The sequence below is a fragment of the Janthinobacterium sp. GW823-FHT03B06 genome, assembly GCF_058796955.1.
Map to the genome: position 1 here is coordinate 1124850 of NZ_JBXAJE010000001.1, position 25418 is coordinate 1150267.

Annotated in this window: 19 protein-coding genes; 8 read left to right on the forward strand and 11 right to left on the reverse strand. The window is 65.1% G+C overall.

Annotated elements, in window-relative coordinates; all coding sequences use genetic code 11:
• Position 1: 1 nt before the first annotated feature.
• Together otsB and AC1RBA_RS05175 are read right to left on the reverse strand one after the other, a co-directional pair.
• Positions 2-766, reverse strand: a complete 765-nt coding sequence (gene otsB, locus AC1RBA_RS05170; protein WP_492416999.1) for a trehalose-phosphatase — start codon at positions 764-766, stop codon at positions 2-4.
• Positions 766-3042, reverse strand: a complete 2277-nt coding sequence (locus AC1RBA_RS05175; protein ID WP_492417001.1) for an alpha,alpha-trehalose-phosphate synthase (UDP-forming) — start codon at positions 3040-3042, stop codon at positions 766-768. Before AC1RBA_RS05175 ends, otsB begins: the two co-directional genes overlap by 1 nt.
• 260 nt (positions 3043-3302) lie before the next feature.
• Between AC1RBA_RS05175 and AC1RBA_RS05180 the strand changes: the two genes are divergently transcribed.
• From AC1RBA_RS05180 to AC1RBA_RS05195, 4 genes are all read left to right on the forward strand, one after another.
• Positions 3303-4418, forward strand: coding sequence for a mechanosensitive ion channel family protein (locus AC1RBA_RS05180; protein WP_492417002.1), 1116 nt, complete (start codon positions 3303-3305; stop codon positions 4416-4418).
• A 49-nt stretch (positions 4419-4467) separates the two neighbouring features.
• Positions 4468-5763 (forward strand): cation:proton antiporter domain-containing protein, encoded by a 1296-nt coding sequence (locus tag AC1RBA_RS05185; RefSeq protein ID WP_492417004.1) that lies wholly within the window; start codon positions 4468-4470, stop codon positions 5761-5763.
• A 120-nt stretch (positions 5764-5883) separates the two neighbouring features.
• On the forward strand, positions 5884-7065 hold the full coding sequence (locus tag AC1RBA_RS05190; RefSeq protein WP_492417006.1) for a serine hydrolase domain-containing protein: 1182 nt from the start codon (positions 5884-5886) through the stop codon (positions 7063-7065).
• 91 nt (positions 7066-7156) lie between these two features.
• Positions 7157-7327 carry a hypothetical protein gene (locus AC1RBA_RS05195; RefSeq protein ID WP_230506023.1) on the forward strand — a complete coding sequence of 57 codons (171 nt, stop codon included), beginning with the start codon at positions 7157-7159 and terminating at the stop codon, positions 7325-7327.
• Here AC1RBA_RS05195 and AC1RBA_RS05200 read toward each other — a convergent pair.
• The gene (locus AC1RBA_RS05200; RefSeq protein WP_046685558.1) at positions 7324-7707 is read right to left on the reverse strand and encodes a YkvA family protein; all 384 of its coding nucleotides are present in this window, start codon (positions 7705-7707) and stop codon (positions 7324-7326) included. The two genes, AC1RBA_RS05195 and AC1RBA_RS05200, sit on opposite strands and share 4 nt — an antisense overlap.
• A gap of 92 nt (positions 7708-7799) precedes the next feature.
• Between AC1RBA_RS05200 and AC1RBA_RS05205 the strand changes: the two genes are divergently transcribed.
• Entirely contained in the window at positions 7800-8897 is a 1098-nt protein-coding gene (locus tag AC1RBA_RS05205; RefSeq protein ID WP_492417009.1) for a DNA topoisomerase IB, read from the forward strand.
• Here AC1RBA_RS05205 and AC1RBA_RS05210 read toward each other — a convergent pair.
• Positions 8851-9117 carry a hypothetical protein gene (locus AC1RBA_RS05210; protein WP_492401596.1) on the reverse strand — a complete coding sequence of 89 codons (267 nt, stop codon included), beginning with the start codon at positions 9115-9117 and terminating at the stop codon, positions 8851-8853. The two genes, AC1RBA_RS05205 and AC1RBA_RS05210, sit on opposite strands and share 47 nt — an antisense overlap.
• A gap of 228 nt (positions 9118-9345) precedes the next feature.
• On the opposite strand from AC1RBA_RS05210, the gene AC1RBA_RS05215 reads away from it, so the two are divergent.
• Positions 9346-12720: a hypothetical protein gene (locus tag AC1RBA_RS05215; RefSeq protein WP_492417011.1), complete on the forward strand. Its 3375-nt coding sequence runs from the start codon at positions 9346-9348 to the stop codon at positions 12718-12720.
• Positions 12721-12726: 6 nt separating this feature from the next.
• On the opposite strand, the gene AC1RBA_RS05220 is transcribed toward AC1RBA_RS05215, so the two are convergent.
• From AC1RBA_RS05220 to dsdA, 3 genes are read right to left on the reverse strand one after another with little or no spacing between them, the layout of a single operon-like run.
• Positions 12727-13548 (reverse strand): ferritin-like domain-containing protein, encoded by an 822-nt coding sequence (locus tag AC1RBA_RS05220; RefSeq protein WP_492417012.1) that lies wholly within the window; start codon positions 13546-13548, stop codon positions 12727-12729.
• A 41-nt stretch (positions 13549-13589) separates the two neighbouring features.
• Complete coding sequence (gene dsdC, locus AC1RBA_RS05225) at positions 13590-14489, reverse strand: DNA-binding transcriptional regulator DsdC (RefSeq protein ID WP_492417014.1); 900 nt, start codon at positions 14487-14489, stop codon at positions 13590-13592.
• Between the two features lie 20 nt (positions 14490-14509).
• Positions 14510-15829 (reverse strand): D-serine ammonia-lyase, encoded by a 1320-nt coding sequence (dsdA, locus tag AC1RBA_RS05230; protein ID WP_492417016.1) that lies wholly within the window; start codon positions 15827-15829, stop codon positions 14510-14512.
• Positions 15830-16117: 288 nt separating this feature from the next.
• On the opposite strand from dsdA, the gene AC1RBA_RS05235 reads away from it, so the two are divergent.
• Positions 16118-16306 carry a hypothetical protein gene (locus AC1RBA_RS05235; protein ID WP_139142897.1) on the forward strand — a complete coding sequence of 63 codons (189 nt, stop codon included), beginning with the start codon at positions 16118-16120 and terminating at the stop codon, positions 16304-16306.
• A 43-nt stretch (positions 16307-16349) separates the two neighbouring features.
• Here the strand turns inward: AC1RBA_RS05235 and AC1RBA_RS05240 are convergent, their stop codons facing one another.
• The 4 genes from AC1RBA_RS05240 to AC1RBA_RS05255 form a co-directional block, all read right to left on the reverse strand.
• The gene (locus AC1RBA_RS05240) at positions 16350-16571 is read right to left on the reverse strand and encodes a hypothetical protein (protein ID WP_139142896.1); all 222 of its coding nucleotides are present in this window, start codon (positions 16569-16571) and stop codon (positions 16350-16352) included.
• Between the two features lie 226 nt (positions 16572-16797).
• Positions 16798-18885 carry a TonB-dependent receptor gene (locus tag AC1RBA_RS05245; protein WP_492417018.1) on the reverse strand — a complete coding sequence of 696 codons (2088 nt, stop codon included), beginning with the start codon at positions 18883-18885 and terminating at the stop codon, positions 16798-16800.
• Between the two features lie 98 nt (positions 18886-18983).
• Positions 18984-19382: a DUF2946 domain-containing protein gene (locus AC1RBA_RS05250; RefSeq protein ID WP_492417019.1), complete on the reverse strand. Its 399-nt coding sequence runs from the start codon at positions 19380-19382 to the stop codon at positions 18984-18986.
• A gap of 180 nt (positions 19383-19562) precedes the next feature.
• Positions 19563-21698 carry a TonB-dependent siderophore receptor gene (locus AC1RBA_RS05255; RefSeq protein ID WP_492417021.1) on the reverse strand — a complete coding sequence of 712 codons (2136 nt, stop codon included), beginning with the start codon at positions 21696-21698 and terminating at the stop codon, positions 19563-19565.
• A 246-nt stretch (positions 21699-21944) separates the two neighbouring features.
• Between AC1RBA_RS05255 and AC1RBA_RS05260 the strand changes: the two genes are divergently transcribed.
• Positions 21945-25403, forward strand: coding sequence for a DUF748 domain-containing protein (locus tag AC1RBA_RS05260; RefSeq protein ID WP_492417023.1), 3459 nt, complete (start codon positions 21945-21947; stop codon positions 25401-25403).
• Positions 25404-25418 lie beyond the last annotated feature (15 nt).

Here is a 25418-nt window from a genome sequence, read left to right on the forward strand (position 1 = left end):
GCTACTCCTTCGATGTCGGGGATACGGCAGCGGCCAGCAGCGCAGTGCGCAAGGCGCCGGGGCTGGCCAGGCGCAGGGTGGCGGCGCTGGGGCCGCTGCCCACTTTGACGCCCTGTCCGCCTGCTTGTTGTACAAAGGCAAAGCCTGCCTCGTCGGTGGTGTCGTCGCCCGCGAACACGGGCCGGCGGCCGGCGAAGGGGCTTTCCTGCATGAAGGCGGCGATGGCGCCGCCCTTGTCGGTGGCGGCCGGCTTGGCTTCCAGGACCATTTTGCCATGCAACAGCAATACCCCCGGGCACGCTTGCACGGCGGCCGTCATTTCCTTCAGGCACAATTGCTCAAGGTGTGGTGCCAGGCGGTAATGCAGGGCCACGGCGCCCCGCTTCCGTTCCACCAGCAAACCGGGGTGAATCGCCGCCAGCGCCTGCGCGCGCGCCAGCACGGGCGCCACATCCGGCGTGGCGGCCACGTGCAGCGCGCCATCGGCACCGCGCCGCTCCACGCCGTGCACGCCGGCAACCGGCAAGACCAGGGGCGCCAGCATGGCGTCGATCTGCGCCACGGGACGGCCGGAAATGAGGGCCAGCGCGCCGCCATGGCGCTCGGACAGCAGCACCAGCGCTTCGATGACGCCGGGCGCCACGCGCACGCCGTCGGGCGTGGGCGCCAGGTCGACCAGGGTGCCGTCGAAGTCGAGGAAGACGGCTGTTCCGCGCGCACTCAGCAGCTGCAACAGGGCCGCGCTATCGTCAGGGATATCGGCCATCACATCCCCTTGCGCCGCTTGATGCGGCTGTGGGCGTCGATCTTGGTCATGACCTTGTCGCGCTGGCGCAAGCGGGCCGCGTCCAGCAGCATGCGCCCGGCCCAGCGGTAGACATTGAAATGTTTGACTCTCGCCCGCATGCTCTTCATGCGCTCGCGCTGTTCCACGGGCGGCATCACGAGGGCGCGGTACAGGGCGTCGGCGCCCTGCTCGATGTGATACGGGTTGATGATCAGCGCTTCGTGCAGCTCGCGCGCGGCGCCCGTGAATTGCGACAGCACCAGCACGCCCAGCTCATCGTCGCGCGCGGCGATGAATTCCTTGGCCACCAGGTTCATGCCGTCATGCAAGCTTGTCACCATGCACACTTCCGAGGCGCGGAAATAGCGCTGCAGATCGTCCTGGCCATGGTGCTCCGCTTTCAGCACGATGGGCACATAGTCGCCGCTGCCGAAGCGGCGGTTGATGCGCTCGACCATCTTGCGCACGCGCGCATCGAAACTTTGATATTCGTCAAGCGAAGCGCGGCTGGGGGCGGCGATCTGCACGAACGTAAAATTGCCCACCATGCCGGGCTGCTGCTCCAGCATGCGCTCGACGGCCTGGAAGCGCTCGACGATGCCTTTCGTATAGTCAAGGCGGTCCACGCCGATGCCCAGCAAGTGGTCAGGCGCCACGCCCAGTTCGGCACGAATCTGTGCGCGGCACGCGGCCACGTCGGGCTGCGCCGGGTCATCCTCGGGCCAGGCGATCGAGATCGGGTAATCCTCGACCTGCGTCATCTCGCCGCCATACGAAATGGTCGACGCTTCCGGCTCGATGCGGGTTTCCAGGTAGCGGTCCACCGTTTCGAGGAAATTCTTGCGGTGGAACGGCGTGTGGAAGCCCAGGATCGTGCTGCCCAGCAAGCCGTCGAGGATTTCCTCGCGCCATGGGCAAATGCCGAACGATTCCGAGTTCGGCCAGGGGATATGCCAGAAGGTGATAATCGTCGCCTTCGGCAAGGCTTCGCGCACCATGCGCGGCAGCAAGGCAAAGTGGTAATCCTGCACCAGCACGACGGGATTGTCCGTCTTCGCCTCGGCGATCACGGCGTCGGCGAAGCGGCGGTTGACCTTGACATACTGCTCCCAGTCAGACGAGCGGAACACGGGGCGCACGTGGGCGATATGGCACAGCGGCCACATGCCCTCATTGGCGAAACCATAATAATAGCCCTGCTCTTCCTCTTCCGTCAGCCACACGCGGCGCAAGGTATAGCTGGGATTATCGGGCGGCACGGGCACGTGGTCGAGCTTATCGACCGTCTCGCGGTCGGCGGAACCGGCGCCATGCGCGATCCATGTGCCGGAGCACGCGCGCATCACGGCTTCCACGGCCGTCACCAGGCCGCTGGCCGGGCGCTGCACGCGGATATCACCGCTGCCGTCATCGGCTTTCGTGTGGATATACGGTTCGCGGTTCGACACGACGAGCACCTGGTCGCCCTGCAGGTCCGCCTCCAGCAAGGCGCGCAGCTTGTCCGGCGTCCAGTCGGACGACCAGCCGTTATCGCCCTGGCGTTCCAGATGGTATTCCTGCAGCAATTCGCGCAAGTCGCCGATCAGCGGCTGCATTTCCGGCGGCGGCGCGGGCGCGGCGGCGGGCGCCGTGGCGGCGGCCACTGCACCATTGCTTTTCGGCAGCAACTCGCCCCGCAAGATATCCTTCACGGCCGACAGCCAGCCGCGCCAGCTCAGGTGGGCGACGAACACGGTCATCAGGGAAATGAGCACGGCCAGCACGGCCAGGAAGGCAAAGATGAAACGCTTGGTATCGGTATTGCGGCGCTCGACAAAGCTCATGTCCTGCACCAGCACCAGGCGGCCCAGTTGCGATGCGTCCTGCATGACGGGGGTTTCGCTCAGGTGGACTTGCCCTTGCGGCAATTGCGCCAGGGATTTGTACAGGCCGCCCGTCGATGGCGTGCTCCAGCAGCCAATGGAAGTTGGGTATTGCGCGGACTGGTACAGCAAGTGCCCCCCGTTGTCGCAAAAGCCGATGGCGATCAGGCGTTCATCGCGCGTGGCGCCCTGGAACAGTTCGCCGATGCGCGCGGCGTCTTGCGCAGGCAGGTATTCGGTGAGCGAGGGGCGGAGGGTTCCAGCGAGCAATTCAGCCCGGCTGTCGAGGTCGCGCACATACCAGCGCAGGGTAATATTGTCCAACAGGGGTACCACGATATAAGCAAACAGTCCCAGCACGAGGGCAAGCGGCAGAATGAAGCGCAAGGACATGCGGAGTGATCGTACTATCATCGGTTTCCTTTGCAAAAACAAAAAGCATGGCAAGTATGACTATGTTTCCAATGCGGCGACGCCCGCTTGTTTTCCGTACTGAAACGTCAACGTGGCATGGCGCAGCGCAGCAATTTCTTCCAGTATCCGCCTTGACCGAAGTCTTATCCGTACGGCAACGCACGCCCCCGCGACGTCATCTGCCCGTAAAATAGCCGCTTCCGACATCCATTTCACTTATCAATAAGGAGTTTTCGCCTATGGATCTCAGCACGTTTCACTCGCTGATGGGAGGCCCGCTGCGCTCGGCGCTGACCGTGCTCGTTTCCGCCCTGCTCGTCACCCTCGTCGCCATCGGCGTGCACCGGGCCGGCATCGGCTTGCTGAGAAGACTGGCCCATGGCCACGCGCTGGCCAGCAACGTGGCGCGCGTGGCCTTCCGCGCCAGCCAGCTGTGCCTGATCGTCTTCGGCCTGCGCATGGTGCTGGCCAGCGCGCCCGACGACACGCCGGGCCTCGTCGCCATGTCGCACCTGGCCAGCGTGGCGCTGATCATCGCGCTGACCTGGCTGGCCATGCAATGCATCGAGTCGCTCAGCATCACGATTTCCCAGATCAATCCCGTCGACGCGGCCGACAACCTGCGCGCGCGGCGCCGGATCACCCAGGCCCGCGTGCTCACGCGCAGCGCGCATGCCATCGTCGTCCTGCTGGGCGTGTCCTTCGTGCTGCTGACCTTGCCCGGCGCGCGGCAGATCGGCGCCAGCCTGCTGGCCTCGGCCGGCGTGGCTGGCCTGGTGGCAGGTATTGCCGCCCGGCCCGTGCTCGGCAATTTCATTGCAGGGCTGCAAATTGCGTTTTCGCAACCGATCCGCATCGATGACGTGCTGATCGTCAATGGCGAGTGGGGCACGGTGGAGGAAATCAAGGGCACCTACGTGGTCGTGCGCGTGTGGGATGAACGCCGGCTGATCGTGCCGTTGCAATGGTTCATCGAAAATCCGTTCGAGAACTGGACGCATACCTCCTCCGACATCCTCGGCACGGTGTTCCTGTGGCTCGATTTCAGCATCCCGATCGAGCCCCTGCGGACGGAACTGACGCGCATCTGCGCATCCGCCAAGCAATGGGACGGCCGCGTCTGCACCGTGCAGGCGACGGATTCGAACGAGCGGGCCGTGCGCGTGCGTTTCCTGATCAGCGCGGTGGATTCAGGCACGGCGTTTGAATTGCGCTGCCTCGTGCGCGAGCAGATGCTGGCCTTTATCACGACCAATTATCCGCACAGCCTGCCCCGCTTGCGCTCCACGCTCGACCCGATCGAGCTGCACGCCATGCAGGCGCAGAACGATACGGTGCAGTTGTACAAGGCATAACAAAACCTGCGGCGCGCTGCCCGGGCCCATGCGCCGCTAGAATAGGAGCATGAGCACCACCGCCTGGTTCATCCTGATCGGTTGCCTGATGCTGGCGCGTGGCCTGGGCGCCGACGGCATCGCGCGCCTGCCATTGACCTCGGCCATGGCTTACCTGGGCGTGGGCCTGCTGCTGGGCCCCCTGTTCCTCGGCCTGTTCTCGTTCGACCTGGTGCAACAGGCGCCCCTGCTGGAAACCCTGACGGAAATCGCCGTCCTCATCTCCCTGTTTTCCGCCGGCGTCAAAATGCCCGTGCCCTTCAGCCTGGCACGCTGGCTGCCCTCGCTGCGCCTGGCGTGGCTGTCGATGACCATTTCCGTGGCCCTCGTGGCGGCCTTTGCCTGCCTGGTGCTGGACCTGCCGTTGGGCGCGGGCATCCTGCTGGGCGCCATCCTCGCGCCCACCGACCCTGTGCTGGCCACCGACGTGCAGCTGCGCCATGCGGGCGACAGCGAGCAATTGCGCTTCATGCTGACCAGCGAGGCGGGCATGAACGATGGCAGCGGTTTTCCTTTCGTCATGCTGGGCCTGGGCTTGCTGGGCTTGCATGAACTGGGGCCGCATGGCGGCACCTGGCTGTGGCGCGATTTACTCTGGGCCAGCGCGGGCGCCATCGCCCTGGGCGCGGCCGGCGGCGCGCTGCTGGCCTGGCTGGGCTGGCAGCTGCGCGCCAAGGAGCCGAAGCATGAAGTGCTCGATGACCTGGCGGCCCTGGGTCTGATCGCCCTCGTCTACGGCGTCTCCACCTGGCTGCACGCGTGGGGCTTCCTGGCCGTCTTCTTTGCCGGCGTGGCCTTGCGCCAGACGGAACTGCGGCTGGCCGGCGCGCCGAAAGACCGGCAAGGCTTGCTGCAGGCGGAGGAAACCCATGCCGTGTCCGCCGCCAAACCGCACGACAGCGAAGTGACGCTGACCGTCAGCGGCGAAGCCCTCGTCTTCAAGGAACATCTGGAACGCCTGTCCGAACTGACCCTGGTGCTGTTGCTGGGCGGCGCCGTCACGGCCGCCGCCTGGAGCTGGCGGGCGTGGAGCGTGGCGCTGTTCCTGTTGCTGGTGGCGCGTCCGGCCAGCGTGATGCTCGGCTTGCTGGCTTCCGGCACCAGCGTGCGGCTGCGGGGGCTGGCCGCCTGGTTCGGCGTGCGCGGCATCGGCTCGCTGTACTACCTCAGCTATGCCATCGCGCATGGCTTGCCGCGCGGCCTGGCGCGCGAACTGGCCGACATCACCCTCGTCGTCGTCATCCTCTCCATCGTCGTGCACGGTCTGACGGTCAAGCCTTTGCTGGAACGCTACTGGCGCAAGTAACTGGCCAAACAAGCACCCGCCGCTCCCTTTGTCATTGCTGCAAAGCAATGATTTGTCAATTGCCCCTATGGCGGACGGAAATATTGTTAAGATAATTAAAAATGGCAAAAGAGAGAATCAATGAAACGACGAAGCATGCTGGGACTGGGCGTCTCACTGGCCCTGCTGCAAACGGGCTGCGCCACCGATCCGGCCAGGCTGGCGTGGGAAACGGAATTTGACGGCTTCATGCGCGATGGCCTGGCCCGCACGGAAACGCCGGGCATGAGCGTGGCCGTGGTGCGCGGCGAACAAACCATCTTCGCGCGCGGCTATGGCTGGGCCGACATCCAGGCCGGCAAGAAGGCGGATGCGAACACGGTGTTCCATGTCGCCTCCGTCAGCAAACTCGTCACGGCCACGGCCGTCATGATGCTGCTGGAACAGGGCGCCTTCCAGCTCGACGACAAGGTGGCGGCCTACCTGGACTTTCCGCTCATGCATCCGAAGTTTCCCGACGTGCCCATCACCTTTCGCCATTTGCTCAGCCACACCTCGGGCATTTCCGACGCCGTGTACGACAAGACGACGGCGTTTGCCGTCCAGGGCGACCCGCGATTGCCCCTGCGCGACTTCGTCAAGGGCTATCTGTCGCGCGGCGGCGCCTGGTATGACGCGGATGTGTCGTTTGCCGCCCGGCCCGGCACGGAATGGCGCTACAGCAATGTCGGCATCGCCCTGCTCGGCTATCTGGTCGGCCGTTTGAACCCCGATGGGCTCGACGCCTACACGCGCGAGCACCTGTTCGAACCGCTGGGCATGGACAGCACGGCCTGGAACCTGGCCGGCTTGCCGCGGCGCGCCGTCGTCGCCCAGCCGTACGCGCACAAGGAGCCGGGCCTGCAAGTCCTGCCGCCCGTCGGCTACCCGGACTGGCCGGCCGGCCTGCTGCGCAGCTCGGCGCAGGACTTCGCCCGTTTCCTGGCCATCTACAGCAATGGCGGCCGGGTCGATGGCCACCGCTACCTGCAAGATGCCACCCTGCAACTGTTTTTCGCCCCGCAAGCGGCCCCCGTCGTGCCCGCCGATTCATCCGTGCAGCAAGCGCTGGTGTGGCTGCTGCGCGACGTCGACGGCCGGGCGCTGGCCACGCACAGCGGCGGCGACCCGGGGGCCGCGTCCGTCGTCTGCGTCGACCGGGCCCGCAAGACGGCCGTGCTGGCCTTCGCCAACGTCAGCGCCGACAAGGAGTTTCGTTCATTCCAGAAAGAAGTCGTGCTGCGCCTGCTCGCGCACGGGGCCGGCGGCGCGCCAGCGAGGTAGGCATGGCGCTTGTGTGAACGGGCGCACGGTAGCGCCTGGGCAAGAACGTATGCTGTACTGGTCGAACTTGACCATCAACGAGGAGACCAGCATGACGAACCGCATCGGCAACAAGGACGTGGCGCAGCAGCGCAGCAAGAGTGAAAAAGCCCGCATCAAGGCGCAGAACATCGCCGCCGAGGCGGTGAAGAAGGCCGAGGCCAGGGCCAGGTACCGCAACGCCGTCAAAGGCCAGCCGGGTCTGCCCGCTGCCGGCAGTTAGGCGCCGAACCAGCCGCGCAGTTTCTCGGCGGCACGTTCCTTGACCTCGGCCGTGATGTAGGTGGCGACGGTGGCGACGGCCGCCGCCAGCACGGCCAGGTCATCCGCATAGCCGACCACGGGCGTGATGTCGGGAATCGCATCGATGGGTGAAATGAAATAGCCGAGCGCGCCGTAAATGGCCGTCTTGGCCCACAGCGGGGTGTTCGGCTGCTGGGCCGCGTAGTACAGCCACAGGGCTTTTTCGATGACTTCGCGCCCCGCCGTCTTGGCGAACTTGACGACCTTGTCCCAGAAGCTGTCATCCGTGTATTTCTTTTCATACTGCTTGTCGGCCTGGGGGGCGTGGTCTTCTTCCAGATTCTTTTTTCTGCCAAACATCTGCTGCTCCTGTCTGCCGCGCACGGCGTTACGAATGCGCACCTTAGCATAATGGCGCGCCGGGTGGGCGGCCTGCAAGGTCAGCTATCGTCATGGAAATATCTGCCACCACCACGGCCCGCACCGCCGGCCTGCGCTACACGGGCGACCATCAGAACGGCATCGCCCGATCGGGCAAGCCCGGCAAGTTCCGCTACCGCGACGAGGACGGCCAGATCGTGCGCGATAGCGCCGCCTTGACGCGCATCAAGGCGCTGGCCATTCCGCCCGCCTGGACGGACGTGTGGATCTGCCCGCACGCGAATGGCCATTTGCAGGCGACGGGCCGCGACGCGCGGGGCCGCAAGCAGTACCGCTACCATGCGCGCTGGCGCCAGGTGCGAGACGAAGTGAAATATGAGCGCATGCTCAGCTTTGGCCGCGCCCTGCCCGCCATCCGCGCGGCCGTCGCGCGCGGCATGCAGCTGCCGGGCTTGCCACGTGAAAAAGTGCTGGCCACCATCGTGCACCTGCTGGAATTGACGATGATGCGCATCGGCAACGAAGAATATGCGCGCGCGAACAAATCGTTCGGCCTGACCACCCTGCGCACGCGCCACGTGCAGGTCGACGGCAGCGCCGTGGCCTTTCACTTCAAGGGCAAGAGCGGCGTGCGCCACGATATCCGCCTGAGCGACCGCAAGCTGGCCACGGTGCTGCGGCGCATGCGCGAGTTGCCGGGCCAGGAACTGTTTCAATACATCGATGACGATGGCGCTCGCCACGGCGTCGATTCGGGCGACGTCAACGATTATCTGCGCGAGGTGACGGGCGAAGACTACACGGCCAAGGATTTCCGCACCTGGTCCGGCACCCTGCTGGCCGCGCTGGCCCTGCAGGCGTTCGAGCAGGTCGATTCCGATGCGCAAGCGAAGAAAAACATCGTGCAGGCGATCGAGTCCGTGGCGAAAAAACTGGGCAATACGCCGACGATCTGCCGCAAATGCTATGTACATCCGGCCGTGCTGGAATCGTATCTGGAGGGCAGTTTATTGGAAGGCATGCGCGCGCGGGCGCAGGAGCAATTACGGGAAGAACTGCCGGCGCTGGCGCCGGAGGAAGCGGCCGTGCTGGCCTTGCTGCAGCAGCGCCTGCAGAGTGCGGTCAAGCCTGGCGCGCGGGCTGGCGCTGGCACTGGGCCGACAGCGTGAGGGCATCGCTGCGGCACACGGGCAAGGTGCCATGCCCCGCTTCGCGCGCCACGGGGGCCGGCGCGGCATCGCCGTTCTGCGCCTCGCCCGCATTCATCCAGGTGGCCGCCAGGGTCGAAAAGGTGAACAGGCAGATCAGCAGGAATGGCTTGTTCACGTGAAGGGACTGGCCTGGCTTTTGCATCGCATACTCCGTCGGACTGGTTGGCTGTTGCAGCATGGACACGATCATCGCGTGTTTCCACAAGGCATACAATCAGACGGTTTCGACAAGATGGGTAGGACAGCGCTGACAGACTCAGCCATAAATGCCGATGTCGGCAGATTTGACACCTGCTCCGGCCCGTCCCAGACTAGCCCTTGTTTTTGCAGCATAATCCAGACAGGAACGTTTCCTGCTTGACCTCTCGCCTGGGCACGCTTGGCGCCAGTCAACGGGGGAACGATCATGAGCTTTATCAAACAAGTGCTGCTGGCGCTGCTGCTATGCGCAATGTCGGCCGCGCACGCCACCAGCATCGGCTACACGGCAACGTCGCTGGGCGGCACGCAGTGGCGCTACGACTACACGGTCAGCAATACCACCTTGGCCGTGCCCATCGAGGAATTCACCTTGTTCTTCAGCGTGGGCACCTACGCCAACCTGCAGAGCGTCTCCACGGCGCCGGGCTGGGACGTGCTGCTGGTGCAGCCCGATCCCGCCATTCCCGCCAGCGGCTACCTCGACGCGCTGGCGCTGGCCGGCGGCATCGTCCCCGGCGCCACGGCCACGGGCTTTTCCGTCACCTTCGATTACCTGGGCGCGGGCAGCCCCGGCGCCCAGCCGTTTAGCATCCTCGACCCCGTCTCCTTCATCGAACTCGACACGGGCATCACGCAGCCGGCCGCCGTGCCCCTGCCCTCTACACCATGGCTGCTGCTGGCCGGCGTGCTGGGCTTGGCGTGCCTGCGGCGCCGGCAGCTGGCCGGCGCCGCGCTGGCCACAGGCCTGGCGCTCGGCCTGTGCGCCTGCGGCGGCCCCAACGATCCCACGCAGTCGCCCGCGCCGAAGGTCATGCTGGCGGCAGCGGCAGCCACCGTCCAGGCCGCCGGCGACTTTGAAGTGACGATGCTCGATAAAGTGGCTGAACAGCGCGTCAGCCGCACGGTCTGGGACTACACCTACCGCGTGCACATCCGCAACAATGGCAGCGAGGCGGCCGGCAATGTGCAAGCCGTGCTGGCCAGCGCGCCAGAAGGCAGCACCATCATCGATGGCGACGTGCAGGCCGGCAGCATCGGCGCGGGCGCCACCGTCACGCCCGCTGACACCATCACCCTGCGCATCGAGCGCAGCATCGCCTTCCAGAGCGCCGGCCTGACCTGGACTTTCAGCACCAGCACCGGCATCGCCCTCGACCCCGTGCGGCCCGCGCAAGTGGTCGTGCTGCCGCTGTCCGGGCTGGGCTTTCCCGACGGCGCCGACAGCGTCAAGGCCAGCGGCGCCGTCACGGACGTGCTGCTGCAGGAAGGCAGCCTGCGCTTTTCCACGCCGGGCGACACGGGCGTCGACCAGCATGCGCAATTTTCCCTCAGCAAGGGCGGCAAGGTCACCATCCTGGATCTGCTGATCCAGACCGAACTGCCGACGGCCGTGGAAACCTATGTGGAGCCGAACGACGACGGCAGCGTGCCCGCCGCGGCGCCCGTGCTGGCCATCACTGGGCTGGGGCCGAACAACCGCCTGCAGCCGGGCGGCATGGCGTTCCGCCTCGTGGGCGCGCCGCCGCTGGCCCTGCAGGACGACAGCGACGGCCTGCTGTCGATGCCGGACGGCGCGGCCATCAGCCTCAAGAGCTACTGGACGTTCGATACGGCCAGCGGCACCTTCGCCATCGGCGCCACGGCCATGCAGCAACTGCTGGCATCCTTGCCCAACGGCAGCTACGACCTGAACCTCAATTTCGTCTCGCAGGATGGCGAGTTCACGGCCAGCTATGCCTTGATCGTCATCAAGTCCGGCATCGTGCTGCAAGGACAGCTGCGCACGCCCGCAGGCGGCAATGCCACGGGACTGGCCGGCAAGAAAATGTTATTGGCCGGCTACAACAACCGCCAGCGCCAGGTGGCCGTGGTCGACGCCACGGGCGCCTTCCACTTCGATGGCGTGCTGCCCGACACCTACCAGCTGACCTTGAACGACCTCGTCCATCCGAACGTGATCAGCGTCAGCGCCGTCGTCTTCAACAGCAGCAGCAACGTCAATGTTGACATCGTCTACCCGTATGCGGCGAGCCCGGCCTTGCGCGCCGAGGCGAAGACCTATACCGCCGGCAGCGTCACGCAGGATGGCGCCGCGCCGCCCGCGCGCGAGGTGCCCGCCAGCCATCGCGCCGCGGGCGACGTCACGCCGCAGGATGACGCGGACAGCAAGACCTTCACGGCCACGGCCGCCGCGCAAAACCAGACCATCAGCTCGCCCATCGCCTTCACGGTGCCCAAGGACACGAAAAACGTGGGCGTGAAAATCACCGTCAGCACGGCCGAGTATCCCGTCTACACGACGGCGCAAAGCCAGTACAACGATACCTGGTCCTATTCCGTGACGGGGCTGCCCGGGGTCAACCTGGCCGCCGCAGGCGCCGTCAACCAGAGCCACTTTACGCAGGGCACCATCGTCAGGACCGAGTGCGTCGATGTCAGCAAGCAAACCAGGGATGGGGCATTGACCCTGGGCGGCAATGTCAGCGCCACGAATATCGGCGACAGCGCTCTGGCCACCGTGACGACGGTGGAACTGAGCCTCGCGTGCAAGGGCTTGAAGGTGACGCTGGCAAAATTCCTTTCGCCCAACAAGGATGCCCACCCCGTGTTGCAGCCGATCAAGTTGACGGGCAATCTGGCGGGACCGTATGTATCCGTGTCGCAAGGAAACGCCACGGCCACGCACACCTTGCCGCTGGAATTGCACTACACGCCGGCGGCGGCGACGATTACGGAAGTGAACATCGGCATTGCGTCCGGCGGCGGCGACCCCGCCTTCAGCACGCAGAATTTATTGTCCCAGACCAATACCAAGACGGCCGGCACCGTGAAATTTCCCAGCCTGCTGCTGCCCGCCTTTGCCGGCACCAAGCTCGACAAGAAGGCCGTCGTCACGGTGCGCCTGAAGGGCCGCATCGACAATACCGATGCCAGCTCCGACCCGGCCGAAGGGGGACAAGTGGCGTTCAAGGGCGACACGGCCTATATCCCCCTGTACCTGGCCAACGACGAGGCGGCGCTGGCGGCGCGGCGCTACGGCACGCGCGATCCTGGCGGCGATTCGTGGGCCACGCGCCTGGCCATCGCCTGGCTGGCGGGCAAGGCTTACCGTTTCGACGACATCAGCGGCCAGCACGTGACGCAGACGGCAACGGGCCGGTCCATCCTCGGCCACAGCGGCCACAGCGACGGCCAGCAGATCGACCTGCGCTACGCGGACGGCGCCGGCGGCTATACGGACGCGCTGGGCGGCCAGAACGACGGCGCCGCCATTCACCAGCTGATCAACGACGCAAAAGCGGAAGTGGTGGCCAACCCCGCGCAAAAGCCGAAACTGGCGGCGCTGCAGGCGTGGATCGCGGCGAACCGGGCCATGCTGGCCCAGGAAGCGGCGCCGGCCAGCACGCGCATCATCTACATCGGCCCCAGCTTCATCAAGCTGGCCCTCGTCGACGGGCGCTTTTCCGCCGCGCCGGCCGACAAGATCCCCGGCGCGGGCGCCTGGACCAAGCCGGCAAAAGTGCACATCGAGACGGGACACCTGAGCCACTGGCACATCAGCCTCACGGCCCATCCGTAGGCAAGGTCAGGCGGGCAGATCGGACAATTCCAGCTCCGAAAACCCCGCCCGCCGCCGCGCTTCCAGGTTGAACGGGCCGCGCAGGGTGGGCGCCTCGTAGCGCAGCGCCAGCTCGGCATACGTCGCGCGCAGCTCCAGGCCGCGCTGCCCGCACAGGTAGCCGTACCAGCGGTTGCCGATCTCGACGTGCCCCACTTCGTCGCGCAAGATGATGTCGAGGATGGCTGCGGCGGCCATGTCGCCCGCCTGCGCCAGCTTGGCGCGCAGCGGCGGAATCGCATCGAGGCCCCGCGCTTCCAGGGTGCGCGGCACCAGCGCCATGCGCGCCAGCACGTCGCCGCGCGTCTTGTCGACCATTTCCCACAGGCTGTCGTGGCCGGGGAAGTCGCCATACGTGTGGCCCAAGACCTGCAGGTGCGCCTGCAGCATGGCAAAGTGCGTCGCTTCCTCCTTCGCCACGCGCAGCCAGTCCGTATAGTATTCGGCCGGCAGGTCCGGGAAGCGCCACAGGGCATCGAGCGCCAAATTCATCGCGTTGAATTCGATATGCGCGAGCGCGTGCACCAGCATGGCGCGCCCTTCCGGCGTGATCATCGAACGCCGCCCCACCAGGCGCGGCGGCACCAGTTCCGGACGCTCGGGCCGGCCCGGCACGGCGCCCGTGGGCGCCAAGTCCGCCTGCGCATCGAGTGCCAGCGGCGCCTCGGCCATGGCCGCCACCATCGCCACCTTGGTTGCCGGGTCCGGTTCCAGCAGGCAGGCCAGCGCAGTGCTGCGTAACTCGCGCAATTGCGCCGGCGCGGTCGAAGTCGATGGGGTTGGCTGCATGGGCATACTTTCGTGCGCGTTTCAATGAGGGGCGCAGTGTATCAAATTGCCTGCCCCAGCAGCCAATCGAACAAGGCCTGCACCCTCGCCGGCAGCGGCCGAGCGGCATGCACGAGGTAATACGCCTGCGGGCTGGGCAAGTTGAAAGGGCCGAACGGCAAGACCAGCTGACCGCTGGCCAGCCACGGCTGCACCAGCTGGCGCCGGCCCATGGCCACGCCCGCATGGTGGATGGCCGCCTGCGCGCACAGGTCGGCGCGGTCGAAACGCAGGCTGCGCGCCGGCAAGGTCACCTCCGGCGCCTGCCCGTCCAGCCACAACCGCCACTCGGCGTCGGGCGCGCAGGCGGGCCAGGCCAGGGTGTCGTGCAGCAGCGTCGCGCTGGACAGCTGATGCGGCGCGTCAAACAAGCCGTGTTCGCGCGCATAGTGCGGGCTGCACACGGGCGCCAGCCATTCCTCCATCAGCTTGCGCGCGGCCAGGCCGGGAAAGTGGCCGTCGCCATAGTGCAAGGCCAGGTCGACCTGGCCGGCGCGAAAGTCCACGCTTTCATTGCCCACGCGCAAGTCGATCGACACGTCCGGATACTGTGCAGCGAAGCCTGCCAGGCGCGGCACCAGCCAGCACTGGGCGATGGACGGGCGCGCATGCACGGTGATGCTGCCCGCCAGCGCATCGCCGCCGGCCAGCGCCGCCTGCAAGCCATCCCAGCCGATTTGCAGGGCGGCAAAGATGCGCTCGCCGTCGGCCGTCAGTTTGACCTGCCGCGTCAGGCGCTGGAACAGCCGCAAGCCCAGGCTGCTTTCCAGCCGCGCGATGCGGTGGCTGACGGCGCTGGGCGTGAGCGCCAGTTCCTGCGCGGCCAGCGCGAAGCTGGCATGGCGCGCCGCCACGAGAAAGGTGTGCAGGTTGGCGAACTGGCTGGCCGTCAGCGTGGACATGCGCGGCATGCCGGGCGGCATCACGCGGATCCGGCCGCCAGCAAGGCGCGGCCGCGCGCCACGTAGGCAGCCATTTCCTGCTCGGGCACCATGCTGCCGCCCGTACCCCACACAAGGTGGGTGGCCGTTTCCAGCTGCGCCTGGTATTGCGGCGCGGCCAGCACGGCAGGGATGCCCGCGAAACCGGCCACGGCGGACGGTTCCAGGCGCAAGCCTTGCGTTTGTTCCAGCGTCGCCAGCAAGCGATACAGTTCTTCATCGGTGACGGTGGCGTAGCCGTCGATCAGCCGCTGCATGGCGCGCCCGACGAAGCCGGACGGGCGTCCCACGGCCAGTCCATCGGCGGCCGTCAGGTTGTCGATGCCGATTTCCTGCACACTGATTCCCTCGTGCAAGCCCGTGTGCACGCCCAGCAGCATGCACGGCGAGTGGGTCGGCTCGACGAAGACGCAGTGAACAAAATCGCCAAAGGCCAGCTTCAAGCCGAAGGCCACGCCGCCGGGACCGCCGCCCACGCCGCACGGCAGGTAGACGAACAGGGGGTGATGCGCATCGACCGCGACGCCGGCCGCTTGGAACTGGGCTTGCAGGCGCTGGCCCGCCACCGCATAGCCGAGGAACAGATCGTGCGAATTTTCATCATCGACGAAGTGGCAGGTGGGGTCGTTCTCCGCCTGCTGGCGCCCCGCTTCCACGGCCACGCTGTAGTCGGTCGCGTACTCGACGACGGTGACGCCGTGGCTGCGCAATTTATCCTTCTTCCATTGCCGCGCATCGGCTGACATGTGCACGGTGGCGCGAAAGCCCAGACGCGCGCTCATGATGCCGATCGACAAACCCAGGTTGCCCGTGGAGCCGACGGCGATCGCATACTGGCCAAAGAAGGCGCGCACGGCGTCGCTGGCCAGCAGGCTGTAGTCATCGCCCTCCTTCAGCAAGCCCGCGTCCAGCGCCAGCATTTCCGCATGTTTCAACACTTCATAGATGCCGCCACGCGCCTTGATCGAGCCGGAAATGGGCAAATGACTGTCCTGCTTGAGCCACAGCTGACCGCTCGTCATGTCTAAGGCCGCCTGCATGGCGGGCAGCGGCACGACGGGCGACTCGATGACGCCGCCGCTGGCCTGCGTTTCCGGAAACGCCTTGGCCAGGTACGGCGCGAAGCGCGCCAGGCGCGCGCTGGCATCGGCCACATCGTCCGCCGTCAAGCCCACGTCCTTCAAACCCTCGGCCGCCGGGGCGATGCGGGGATTGAACCAGCTCAAGGGCTGCAAGGCCATCAGTTCTGTAATCAGGGGAAATTTTTCGCGCAGCGCGGCGATGGCGGGAGTGGGCAGCATGGCAACCTCGTGTAGGAACAAGCCATGATTAGAGCGCATCCGGGCGCCGCTGGCAAACGATGGTTGATCAGGCAATGCATGAGGGAATGTCATCTATCCCGCATTCATCCCCAGGCACTAACCTTGGCCCATAGCTAAATTTAATTCTTGAAGGCACTATCGATTAAAGAAAAATTTCCACAAAGTCACAAAAATAAGTTATCTTAAAGGCAAATAAAGGAGACATTTTTTCTCTTTTCTACCGAGGCAAAAATGCGCTCCAAGAATGACAAAGTTACTGCTACGAATATGGATATCCTCGACTGCGCAAGGCAGGACGATTTGACGGCTCAAAAGGTCGAGGTCGGCATTATTTTCCAGGAAATGCTCGATACCGCCACGGCCGCCGCCTACCTGGCCAAGAACAAGGTGCCGATCGCCACCGCGCTGCGCGTGCTGACGGGCTCACGGCGAAAAAAGAGCGGAGGCGGAAGTTGATGGCTCTGCGGCCGGTGAGCGGGGAATGGTCTGCCTGAACAGCTCAGGACTTCAAGGGAGGAGGCGCCACTTCATACCAAACCCGTATCCCTCGCTCAACCTTGGCTAACGCCGTCCAGCCTCGCGTTTCCGTGATGGTTTCGATGTTGACCGGACGAACGCCGGTTTTTAACAGCCATTCATTGGCCAATACCAGCGACCGGTCCATGCCATCGGAAAGCGGACTGCCCGCAGTGGTCGAACGAAAATCTTTAAATGCGATCATGGACACCTTTTATTCAGTCAGCTTCATTTGAGCAGATAAAGCCTTCAGCCTCCGCTATCGCACCCATGTGCGCCAAACGCCTGAAGCAGGCGCCAGAGAGCATAACAAATTACCGTCGAGAAACATGCGCACATTGTCACGACCACATGGCGCTCGCCGATGCGGCGTTGCCAGCGTGCGCCTTCCCCCCGCATCGGCGGCAGGAAGACGCACGTTGATAGCAGGCTTAGAACTTCAGCTGCAGCCCCAGGTCAATCGACCGTCCCTCGGCCAGCAAGGCTTGCAGCGCCCCGCCGTTCGCTTTCAGTCCAGACAGATACACGCCGCCGAGCGGGTCCGCATACGCGCGGTTGAACAGGTTGCTCACGCCGGCGCTCAGGCTGGCCATCTTGTTCAATGCCACGCTGCTGCGCAGGTTGACGAGCGCATAGCCGCCCGTTTCCGGTTCGAAGCGGCGGGCATCGACCCTGTCCTTGCGGGCCACGATCTTCGTTTCGATGCGGTTGCTCCAGGCGCCCAGCTTGTGCTCGACGGCCAGCAAGGCGTTGAACGGCATCATGCGGTACAGGTCGCCGCCATCGCTGCGCTTGCCCCGCGTGTAAGCCGCATTGCCCGTCGCCATGAAGCGGCCCCAGCGGGCGCTGCTGGCCAGCGGCAGCTGCCAGGCCAGATTCGCGCCGTACAATTTGGCGTCGTGGTTGGCAAAGCGCAGCAAGTTACCGTTCGCGCCCATTTTCATGTACGGGTGGAAAGGCGCCAGCACGTCGACGTCGATGTAATTGTCGACCTTGCTGTAATAGGGATTGACGCGCAGGAACCAGCCCTCCTCGCCGCCGCCATGCCAGTCGGCCGTGAACGCCGCCGTGTACGCCGTCTCCGGTTTCAGGTCGATATCGCCCACATAGCCGTTGCCGTCGCCAAACCAGTTGGTCATGGTCATGGCCATCGAGCCGCGGCCCCACGAGTAGCGCTCGTACAGGTTGGGCGAGCGCACCTTGCGCGCCAGCGCGAATGCATAGCTGCTGGCCGCATCGGGCGTGAATGTCGCTTGCGCGGAGGCATCGATATTCGTGTCGCGCTGGCTGCGGCTGCGCGCATTGAAGGCCTTGGCGGCCATCACGTCGGGCATGTTCATCATATTGGTGCCGTACGATTGCACGTCGCCCGACTCCATGCGCACGGATTCGCCGCGCACGCCCAGCACGCTCGTCCAGCGCGCATCGTGGCGCGTTTCCAGTTCGCCGAACAGCACGGTGCGGTCGCGCTTGCCGTCATTGATGTTCAGGTAGGTGCGCGGTCCCATCATCATGGAACCGGGCACGGCCGGCCAGTAGTCGTCGAGGCGGAAGCCGTGCCACTCCTGGCCCAGGCGCAACTCGCCCGCCGCCATCGGCAGGCTGGCCATCAGCGCATAACCGGTGTTGCGGCCATGCGTAATCATCGGCATCGTGCCCTTGCGCTCGGGCGTGAAAAAGCCCATCTCGTGGTCCGTCTGCTGCCAGTAGGCGCGCGCGTCCAGCACGCCCCAGGCAAATGTACCCTGGTAAGCGAGATTGGCGAACTGGCCATGGTTGTCCGTCATGTCCATGTACTGGTTGGGAAAACCCTGGTACGGGATGTGCTGCACGCCGGCGCGCAAGGTCAGCTGCTGACCATCGCCCTTCGCCGCCAGCACGATGGCCTGGTTGATGCTTTCAAACATGCTGGCCAGCACGGTATTGCCGTGGCCATCTTCATAGCTGTGGCCGCGCGTATAGGCGCCGCTGTAGCCGATGCTGAGCACGTCGCTGGCGGCCGTGGCGTGCACGCTGGTCGCCACGCTGTTGTTGACGCTGCGCCCCGACACGGCAAAGCTGCCTTGCGTGAGCAGGCCCGCGCCCGGCCGGGCGAAGACGGGCGCGTTCGATTGCACCTCGATGGTGCCGCCGATGCTGTCGCCGCCCGCGCTGACGGGGGTCACACCCGCGATCAGGCGGATGCGCTGCACTTGTTGCGGATCAATGTACGACAACGGCGCATTCATATGATTGGCGCAGGCGGACGTCAGTTCCATGCCGTCGATGCGAATCTTGAGGCGGTCATCGGCAAAGCCATTAACCACTGGCAAGCCGGACACGCCGCCGCCGGCCGCCACGCTGTAGCCGGGCGTGCTGGATAGCATGAGCGCCGAGTCGGCGGCAGGACGGTAGCCGTCGCCTATGGCCGTGACGATGACTTTCATTTCCGGCAAAACGGTGGTGCCTGCTTCATTGTGGGTTTGCGCCACGGCGGGCATGGCGATGGCGAGGGAAATCAAGAACGGTAAATGTTTCATGGTGCTGCTTTCAGATGCTGTATAGGTAAGATGAACAGGCGCAAGCGCAACACAGCACATGGCCGCGCGGCGCAAGGCAGTTCAGGGAAAGGGACAGATCAGAAAGCGGTGGGAGGCCCGCGGGGCTGGACAGGTGTCCAGGCGAACAGGGGCGTGGCGGACTGGTAGAACAGCTCGGGCAACAAGCCCGTGAGGAGCTCGCCGGAAGCGAGCACGAGGGTGGTGGGCGGAATCGACAAGGTGTCCGCATGCATGCTGCAGCACGGGCAATCGCCCATGCGCATGCCCGATTTTTCAGGCGCGGAGGGTTCCTGCGCATCGTAGCGGGCGGGCATGGCTTGCATGCCGCCCGCCACCGAGCAGATTTCCAGGCTGGGCACGGCCAGGCCGCTGGCGACCGTCAGCGCGCGCGACACCGTAGGGGCGAGCGTGGCCAGGAAGATGGCGATACACGCGATCCACAGGACGATGCCGGCCTTGCCTTTGCTGATGAACATGGCAACATTGTATCAGGGCAAGGCCCCTGCGCACAGGGCGCAAGTCAAACCTTGCTTACAACGCCTAACAAAACCGTAGCGAGCGGAAGGGAGCTGTGGCTGAGAAGCGGAACTGTGCTTGAGCACAGTGAGCATCGCAGGCCGCAGATCACGACGCGCAGTAGGTTTTGATAGGCGTTCTTACAAATCCACCTTCATCGACAGCTTGATAGCGCGCGGTGCGCCCGACGCCAGCCGCGTGCCCGCGCCGGCCCAGTAGCGCTTGTCGGCCGTGTTTTCCACGTTCAGCTGCCACACGACGGCCTTGTCCATCACGCGGCTCGCATAGCGGGCGCCCGCGCTGAACAGGCTCACGCCGCCGAGGAAGGCCTGGTTCAGGTCGTTGACGGGACGGGCGCTGTAGTAATACGCGCCGCCGTTGACAGACAAGCCCGGCACGGCGTCGAAGGCATAAGCCAAGAAGGCGCTGGCCGTGCGTTTCGACGCGTTTTCCGGCGCCTTGCCATTGTAGTCGGCGTTGATGTGCGCAAAGCGCGGGGCGAGCAGCTGGGCCGACGTCTGCCACGACAGCTGGCGCGTCAGCTTGCCCTGGGTCGAGAGTTCCAGGCCGCGGTAGCGCTGTTCGCCATCCGACGTGAAGACGTTGCTGCTATTCGTGTAATAGCCGGGGCGCGTGATGTCGAACAGCGCGGCGGACAGCAAGGTGCCGCCCGGCGTCAGCCAGCGCGCACCGAGTTCCTTCTGTTTGCTCACGCCAGGCGCCATCTTGACGCCCTGGTTCACGGTGCCTGTCGGGCCCGTTTCACCCTCTTCCAGGCCCCGCGCCGTGGACGCGTAAAACGACAGTTCGGGCGTGGCCTTGTAAATTAGCGAGGCCATCGGCGTCGTCTTGCTGACGTCGTAGTGGCTGGCGCCCTGGTCGCTCTGATAACTGCTGCGGCGCACGCCGATGACGCTTTGCCACTGCGGGCTGAAGACCATGCGGTCGAGCGCGTACAAGCCCGTGTCGCGCGTCTCGAGCGCGGCCGTCGTCGGCGCCGTCGGCTTGGGACCGAACACGACATTCGTCACGGGCACGGGCTTGTACAGGTTTTGCGAAGCGATCGTGTAGTTGCTCTGGTAGATAGGATCTTGCGACTTGTCCGTGCGCGAGGCGCCCAGGGTCAGTTCATGGGCAATCAAACCCGTATTGAAGTTGCCGGCCAGTTCCGCGCGCAGCAAGTCCGACGCCGTCACGCTGTGCTGGATATTGCCCGTGATGCGGCCCGCGCCCGTGGCCAGCGCCGCCGCGTTATTCAGGCGGAAGATCGCCAGGCGGCGGTCGCGCGCCGTTTCCGAGTGGCCCGCTTCCACCGTCAAGGCCCAGCCATCCGTGATGGCGTAGTCGGCGCGCAATTGCGCGTTTTTCGTCTGCGCCTCGAAGTTCGACCAGTCCGGGCCGATCAGCTGGCGCGGGTCGACGGCGCGCGGCAAGCTGATCACGCCCTTCACGGCGGTGGGCAAGGCCACGCCCGCCTGCTCCGTCACCTTGCGGCGGTCGTATTCCAGGTCGGCCTTCAACAGCAGTTTATTAGTCACCCGCCAGTCCAGCGCCGTGGAGAGAAAGCTGCGGTTGCCATTGCCGACATGATCGAGGTAGGAACCCAGGGTGCCGCCGGCCGCATTGATGCGCACGCCGAATTCCTGCTGCGCGCCAAAACGGCGGCCCACGTCGACATTCGCCACGGCACTGCCCCGGTCATCGAGGCTCAGGCCCATGCTGGTGACGGGCTGGCTGCCAGCCCGCTTGGTGACGAAGTTGACGACGCCGGCCGGCGACGTAAAACCGTAGTACAGGGCCGAGGCGCCCTTCAGCACTTCCACGCGCTCCTTGTTTTCCATGGGCACTTGCGAGAAGTTCATGATGGGCATGGAGCCATTGAGGCGGTAATTCGTGCGGTTTTCCACGGCGATGCCGCGTATCACCAGCTGATCCCACGTTTCGCCGCCATTTTGCTGGCGCGTCACGCCCGCCGTATTGCGCACGGCGTCGTACAGGCCGGACACGGCTTGCTGCTCCAGCAATTCGCGCGTGATCACGTTGACGGTCGACGGCACGTCCATGATGTTGGCGCCGCGAAAGCTGCCCGCCTCCGTCGTGACGGGCACCAGGCCTTGCGCGCGGGTGCCCGTCACTTGCACGGCTTGCATGACTTTCTCATCGCCAGCCGTCAGATCGTCCTGGCCGCTGGCGGCATGGGCCGCATGGGAAGCGAAGGCCAGCGACAGGGCCGCGGCGACTGGAAGTAAGCGGGTGCGGGGAGAGACGACAGACATGACATCGGGCTTTCAATGAGAAAATATGTACGGATGGAAACTTACGGTTAGCGCGCATGATACCGATAATGAGAATCATTATCAAGTAAGAGTGGGTTTGTGTGAGTTTTACAGAAGAAACAAGGCCACCGTGGCGCCTGTTATCACTTGAACACGTTTGGATTTTGCAGACGAGGCCGCAAAGAGGCATACTGACAGTCACGGCGCGCAGGATGTGCCGCCCCAACAAGATCAAAAGGTAAGTTCGTGAACACAATCGACAACAAAAGCGTGCAGACGAAAACATTTCGCTGGAAACGCTGGCAGCGCTGGGCCGTCGGCACCGGCTGCGTCCTCGCCGCCTACAGCGCGGCCGGCTTCTGGCTGGTGCCCTACGTCATCAAGAATCAGTTGCCCAAATTTGCAGAAAAAGAACTGGCGCGCCAGGCCAGCATAAGCTCCGTACGCTTCAACCCGTTCACCTTGCGCCTGGAAGCGGACCAGATCGCCTTCAAGGAAGCGGCCGGCGCGGATGGCCAGAGCGGCGCGCCGCTGCTGTCCATCGGCGCGCTGGCCGTGCAGCTGGAATGGAAATCCATCGTGCGCCGCGCCTGGAGCCTGGCGGAAATCCGCATCACGGCGCCGCAGGCGCAGTTGACCATCACGCCGGACGGCAAGTTCAACCTGGCCGAAGTGCTGGCCACCTGGCAACGCAACCATCCGGACAAGAGCGACGGCGGCATGCCGCGCCTCGTCATCGGCCACTTTGCGCTGGAGCAAGGCAAAGTGGACTGGCAAGACCAGAAGGCCGGTTATGCGGACAACTTCACGCCGATCAACTTTACACTCGACAATATCTCCACCTTGCCCGACGCCAACGGCAGCTACAGCCTCAGCGCCGACGCGGCGCGCGGCGGCAAGCTGCACTGGCGCGGCACGGCCTCGCTGAGCCCGATTCGTGGAGAAGGCGAGTTGATACTGAACGACGCTTCCCTGCCCGGCCTGGCCGCGTATTTGAAGGCGTACACGCGGGCGACGGTGAGCAGCGGCAAGCTGTCGGCGCGCCTGCCCTACGCTTTTTCCTATGCCGACGGCAAGCTGGAAGCGACCGTCAAGGGCGCGGGCCTGGCCTTGCGCGACCTGGCACTGGTGCAAGACGGCAAGGGCGCGCCATTTACATCGCTGGACACCCTGGGCATCGCCGGCGTGAACGTGGATCTGGCGCGGCAGAGCGTCACGATCGACAAGGTCAATCTGTACGGCGGCAAGGTGGCCGTGCGGCGCGACAGCAAGGGCGAGATCGACGTGGCAAACCTGATGCTGCCGGGCAATCCCGCACCTGCAGCACCGGCCGCCGCGCCAGCCAAACCTGGCAAGTGGAAGGTGGATTTAAAACAGCTGGCCCTGGCCAATGTGGACGTCTCCGCCATCGATGAAACCGTCTCGCCAGCCCTGCAATTGAGCGCCAGACAGTTGCAACTGCAACTGAAGCTGGGCTTGCAACAAGGGCCAGCGGGCATGGCCACCGTGATCGACGGCGCCAATTTCAGCCTGGCCGACCTGGCCATGCAACGGGGCGCGCAAACGCCGTTCAAGCTGGCCCAGCTGGGCTTTACGGAAGGCAAGATCGACCTGGCGGCGCATAGCGTGCACCTGGGCGCCGTGACGGCCAGCGGTGCGCAGATCGACCTGGCGCGCAACCGCCAGGGAGAGTTTGCGATTGCGCAAAAACTGCCCGTGTTTGCCTCCGGCAAGGCCGACGCAGGCAAGGAAACCCCTTCCGCGCCGTGGTCCACGACGGTAGACAAGGTGGAACTGAGCAAGTTCGGCGCCCGTTTCGATGATGCGGGCACGGGCATCAAGGGCACGCTGCAGGATGCCAGCCTGTCGCTGCACAAGGTCAGCAACGACATGAAGCAGGCGCTGCCGTTCGAGCTGGGCGTGGGCCTGCGCGAAGGCGGCTTGCTCACGGCCAACGGCAAGTTCGTGCCGGGCACGGGCGCCGTCGATGCGCAACTGAATTTGAAACAGCTGACCCTGGCACCCGTGCAACCGCTGCTGGCGCAGCATGTAAAGCTGAAGCTGGCGGGCGGCACCCTCTCCGGCAGCGGCCGCCTGACGACGGGCGGCGGCGCGCCGAAAGCGCCGAAAGTACGCTATGAGGGCGGCGTGGATATCGCCGGCCTCGTGCTCAATGAAACGGATGGCAAGCGTTTTGCGTCATGGAAAAGCGTGCGTGCCGACAAGCTGACTGCCAGCGTGGGTCCCGATTTTGTCGACATACCCGAGCTGCGCGTGGTCGAACCGAATGCGCAGCTGATCATCGAAAACGACCGCAGCCTCAATGCCCAGCGCCTGCTGGTGAAGGCGCCCGAGCCGGCCACGGCACCCGCTCCTGCTACCGCCAGCGCGCCCGCCGACGCCGCCTTCCCCGTACGCGTACGCCGCGTGCGCCTGCAGAATGCCAAGCTGGACTTTGCCGACCTGAGCCTGCGGCCACAGTTTGCGGCGAAAATCTATGAATTGAACGGCGTCGTCACGGGCCTGTCGACGAAGCGCGATGCGCGCAGCCAGATCGAGCTGGACGGCCGCATCGACGAATTCGGCCTGGCGCGCGTGCGCGGACAATTAAATCCCTTCGCCCCGACCGACAACACGGACTTGAACGTGGTCTTCAAGAACGTCGACATGGTATCCGCCTCGCCGTACACGATGAAATTCGCCGGCTATAAAGTGGCGGAAGGCAAGATTTCGCTGGACTTGCAATACAAGGTGCGCAACCGCCAGCTCGACGGCACCAACCAGATCGTGCTCGACAAGCTGACCCTGGGCGAACGCATCGACAGTCCGGACGCCCTGAAGCTGCCGCTGGAATTGGCGCTGGCCATCCTCAAGGATAGCGACGGGCGCATCGACCTGGGCCTGCCCGTGTCGGGCGACATGAACGACCCGCAATTCAGCTATGGCGCGCTGATCTGGAAAGCCGTGGGCAATGTGCTGACCAAGATCGTCACGGCGCCGTTCCGCGCGCTGGGCAACTTGCTGGGCATCAGCGCCGACAAGCTGGAATCGATCGACTTCGATGCGGGCAGCGCCGTGCTGCTGCCGCCCGAGCGGGAAAAACTCAAGCAGTTGGCGCAGATCCTCGCCAAGCGCGAACAGCTGAAGCTGGCCGTGCCGGGCCAGTACAGTGACACGGACGGAGCCGCCCTGCGCGCCCAGGCCGTGCGCCGCGCCGTCGCCGCCAAGGCCGGCATCAAGCTCGAAGCGGGCGAAGAACCGGGGCCGTTGAACCTGGGCGAACGCAAGATCCGTGGCGCCCTGCGCGACCTGTATGGCGAGCGCTTCGGCAAGGCCGAGCTGGACAAGCAGAAAAAGGCGGCGGAATCAACTGCGCCTGCCCCAGCGGCGGCCTCCGCCAGCGCCTCCGCGCCGGCGGCGGCCAAGATTCCCGTCCTGCAACGCCTGGGCAAGCTGATCGAGGGCGAGCCGCAAGTGGCCGACACGGGCGCTTTCTATACCGGCTTGCGCGAACAGCTGGAAGCCAAGCAGCCCCTGCCTGCCGATGCCTTGATTAAACTGGGTGCCCAGCGCAGCGCGGCGATTGTGGCCGCCCTGCAGCAGGACGGCACGCCGGCGGCCAGGGTCAGCGCGGGCGCGCCGGAAAAAACGGAGGCGGCGCCGGGCAAGCTGGTGGGCTTGAAGCTGGGATTGGCGGCACAATAAGATATGGAAACCATC

Coding starts and splice junctions, on each gene's coding strand:
- AC1RBA_RS05245 (WP_492417018.1), bottom strand. CDS start 18,885: ATGAAACATTTACCGTTCTTGATTTCCCTCGCCATCGCCATGCCCGCC.
- AC1RBA_RS05210 (WP_492401596.1), bottom strand. CDS start 9,117: ATGCTGCAACAGCCAACCAGTCCGACGGAGTATGCGATGCAAAAGCCA.
- AC1RBA_RS05190 (WP_492417006.1), top strand. CDS start 5,884: ATGAAACGACGAAGCATGCTGGGACTGGGCGTCTCACTGGCCCTGCTG.
- dsdC (WP_492417014.1), bottom strand. CDS start 14,489: ATGTCCACGCTGACGGCCAGCCAGTTCGCCAACCTGCACACCTTTCTC.
- AC1RBA_RS05240 (WP_139142896.1), bottom strand. CDS start 16,571: ATGATCGCATTTAAAGATTTTCGTTCGACCACTGCGGGCAGTCCGCTT.
- AC1RBA_RS05250 (WP_492417019.1), bottom strand. CDS start 19,382: ATGTTCATCAGCAAAGGCAAGGCCGGCATCGTCCTGTGGATCGCGTGT.
- AC1RBA_RS05175 (WP_492417001.1), bottom strand. CDS start 3,042: ATGTCCTTGCGCTTCATTCTGCCGCTTGCCCTCGTGCTGGGACTGTTT.
- AC1RBA_RS05200 (WP_046685558.1), bottom strand. CDS start 7,707: ATGTTTGGCAGAAAAAAGAATCTGGAAGAAGACCACGCCCCCCAGGCC.
- AC1RBA_RS05255 (WP_492417021.1), bottom strand. CDS start 21,698: ATGTCTGTCGTCTCTCCCCGCACCCGCTTACTTCCAGTCGCCGCGGCC.
- AC1RBA_RS05180 (WP_492417002.1), top strand. CDS start 3,303: ATGGATCTCAGCACGTTTCACTCGCTGATGGGAGGCCCGCTGCGCTCG.
- otsB (WP_492416999.1), bottom strand. CDS start 766: ATGGCCGATATCCCTGACGATAGCGCGGCCCTGTTGCAGCTGCTGAGT.
- AC1RBA_RS05185 (WP_492417004.1), top strand. CDS start 4,468: ATGAGCACCACCGCCTGGTTCATCCTGATCGGTTGCCTGATGCTGGCG.
- AC1RBA_RS05195 (WP_230506023.1), top strand. CDS start 7,157: ATGACGAACCGCATCGGCAACAAGGACGTGGCGCAGCAGCGCAGCAAG.
- AC1RBA_RS05215 (WP_492417011.1), top strand. CDS start 9,346: ATGAGCTTTATCAAACAAGTGCTGCTGGCGCTGCTGCTATGCGCAATG.
- dsdA (WP_492417016.1), bottom strand. CDS start 15,829: ATGCTGCCCACTCCCGCCATCGCCGCGCTGCGCGAAAAATTTCCCCTG.
- AC1RBA_RS05220 (WP_492417012.1), bottom strand. CDS start 13,548: ATGCAGCCAACCCCATCGACTTCGACCGCGCCGGCGCAATTGCGCGAG.
- AC1RBA_RS05235 (WP_139142897.1), top strand. CDS start 16,118: ATGGATATCCTCGACTGCGCAAGGCAGGACGATTTGACGGCTCAAAAG.
- AC1RBA_RS05205 (WP_492417009.1), top strand. CDS start 7,800: ATGGAAATATCTGCCACCACCACGGCCCGCACCGCCGGCCTGCGCTAC.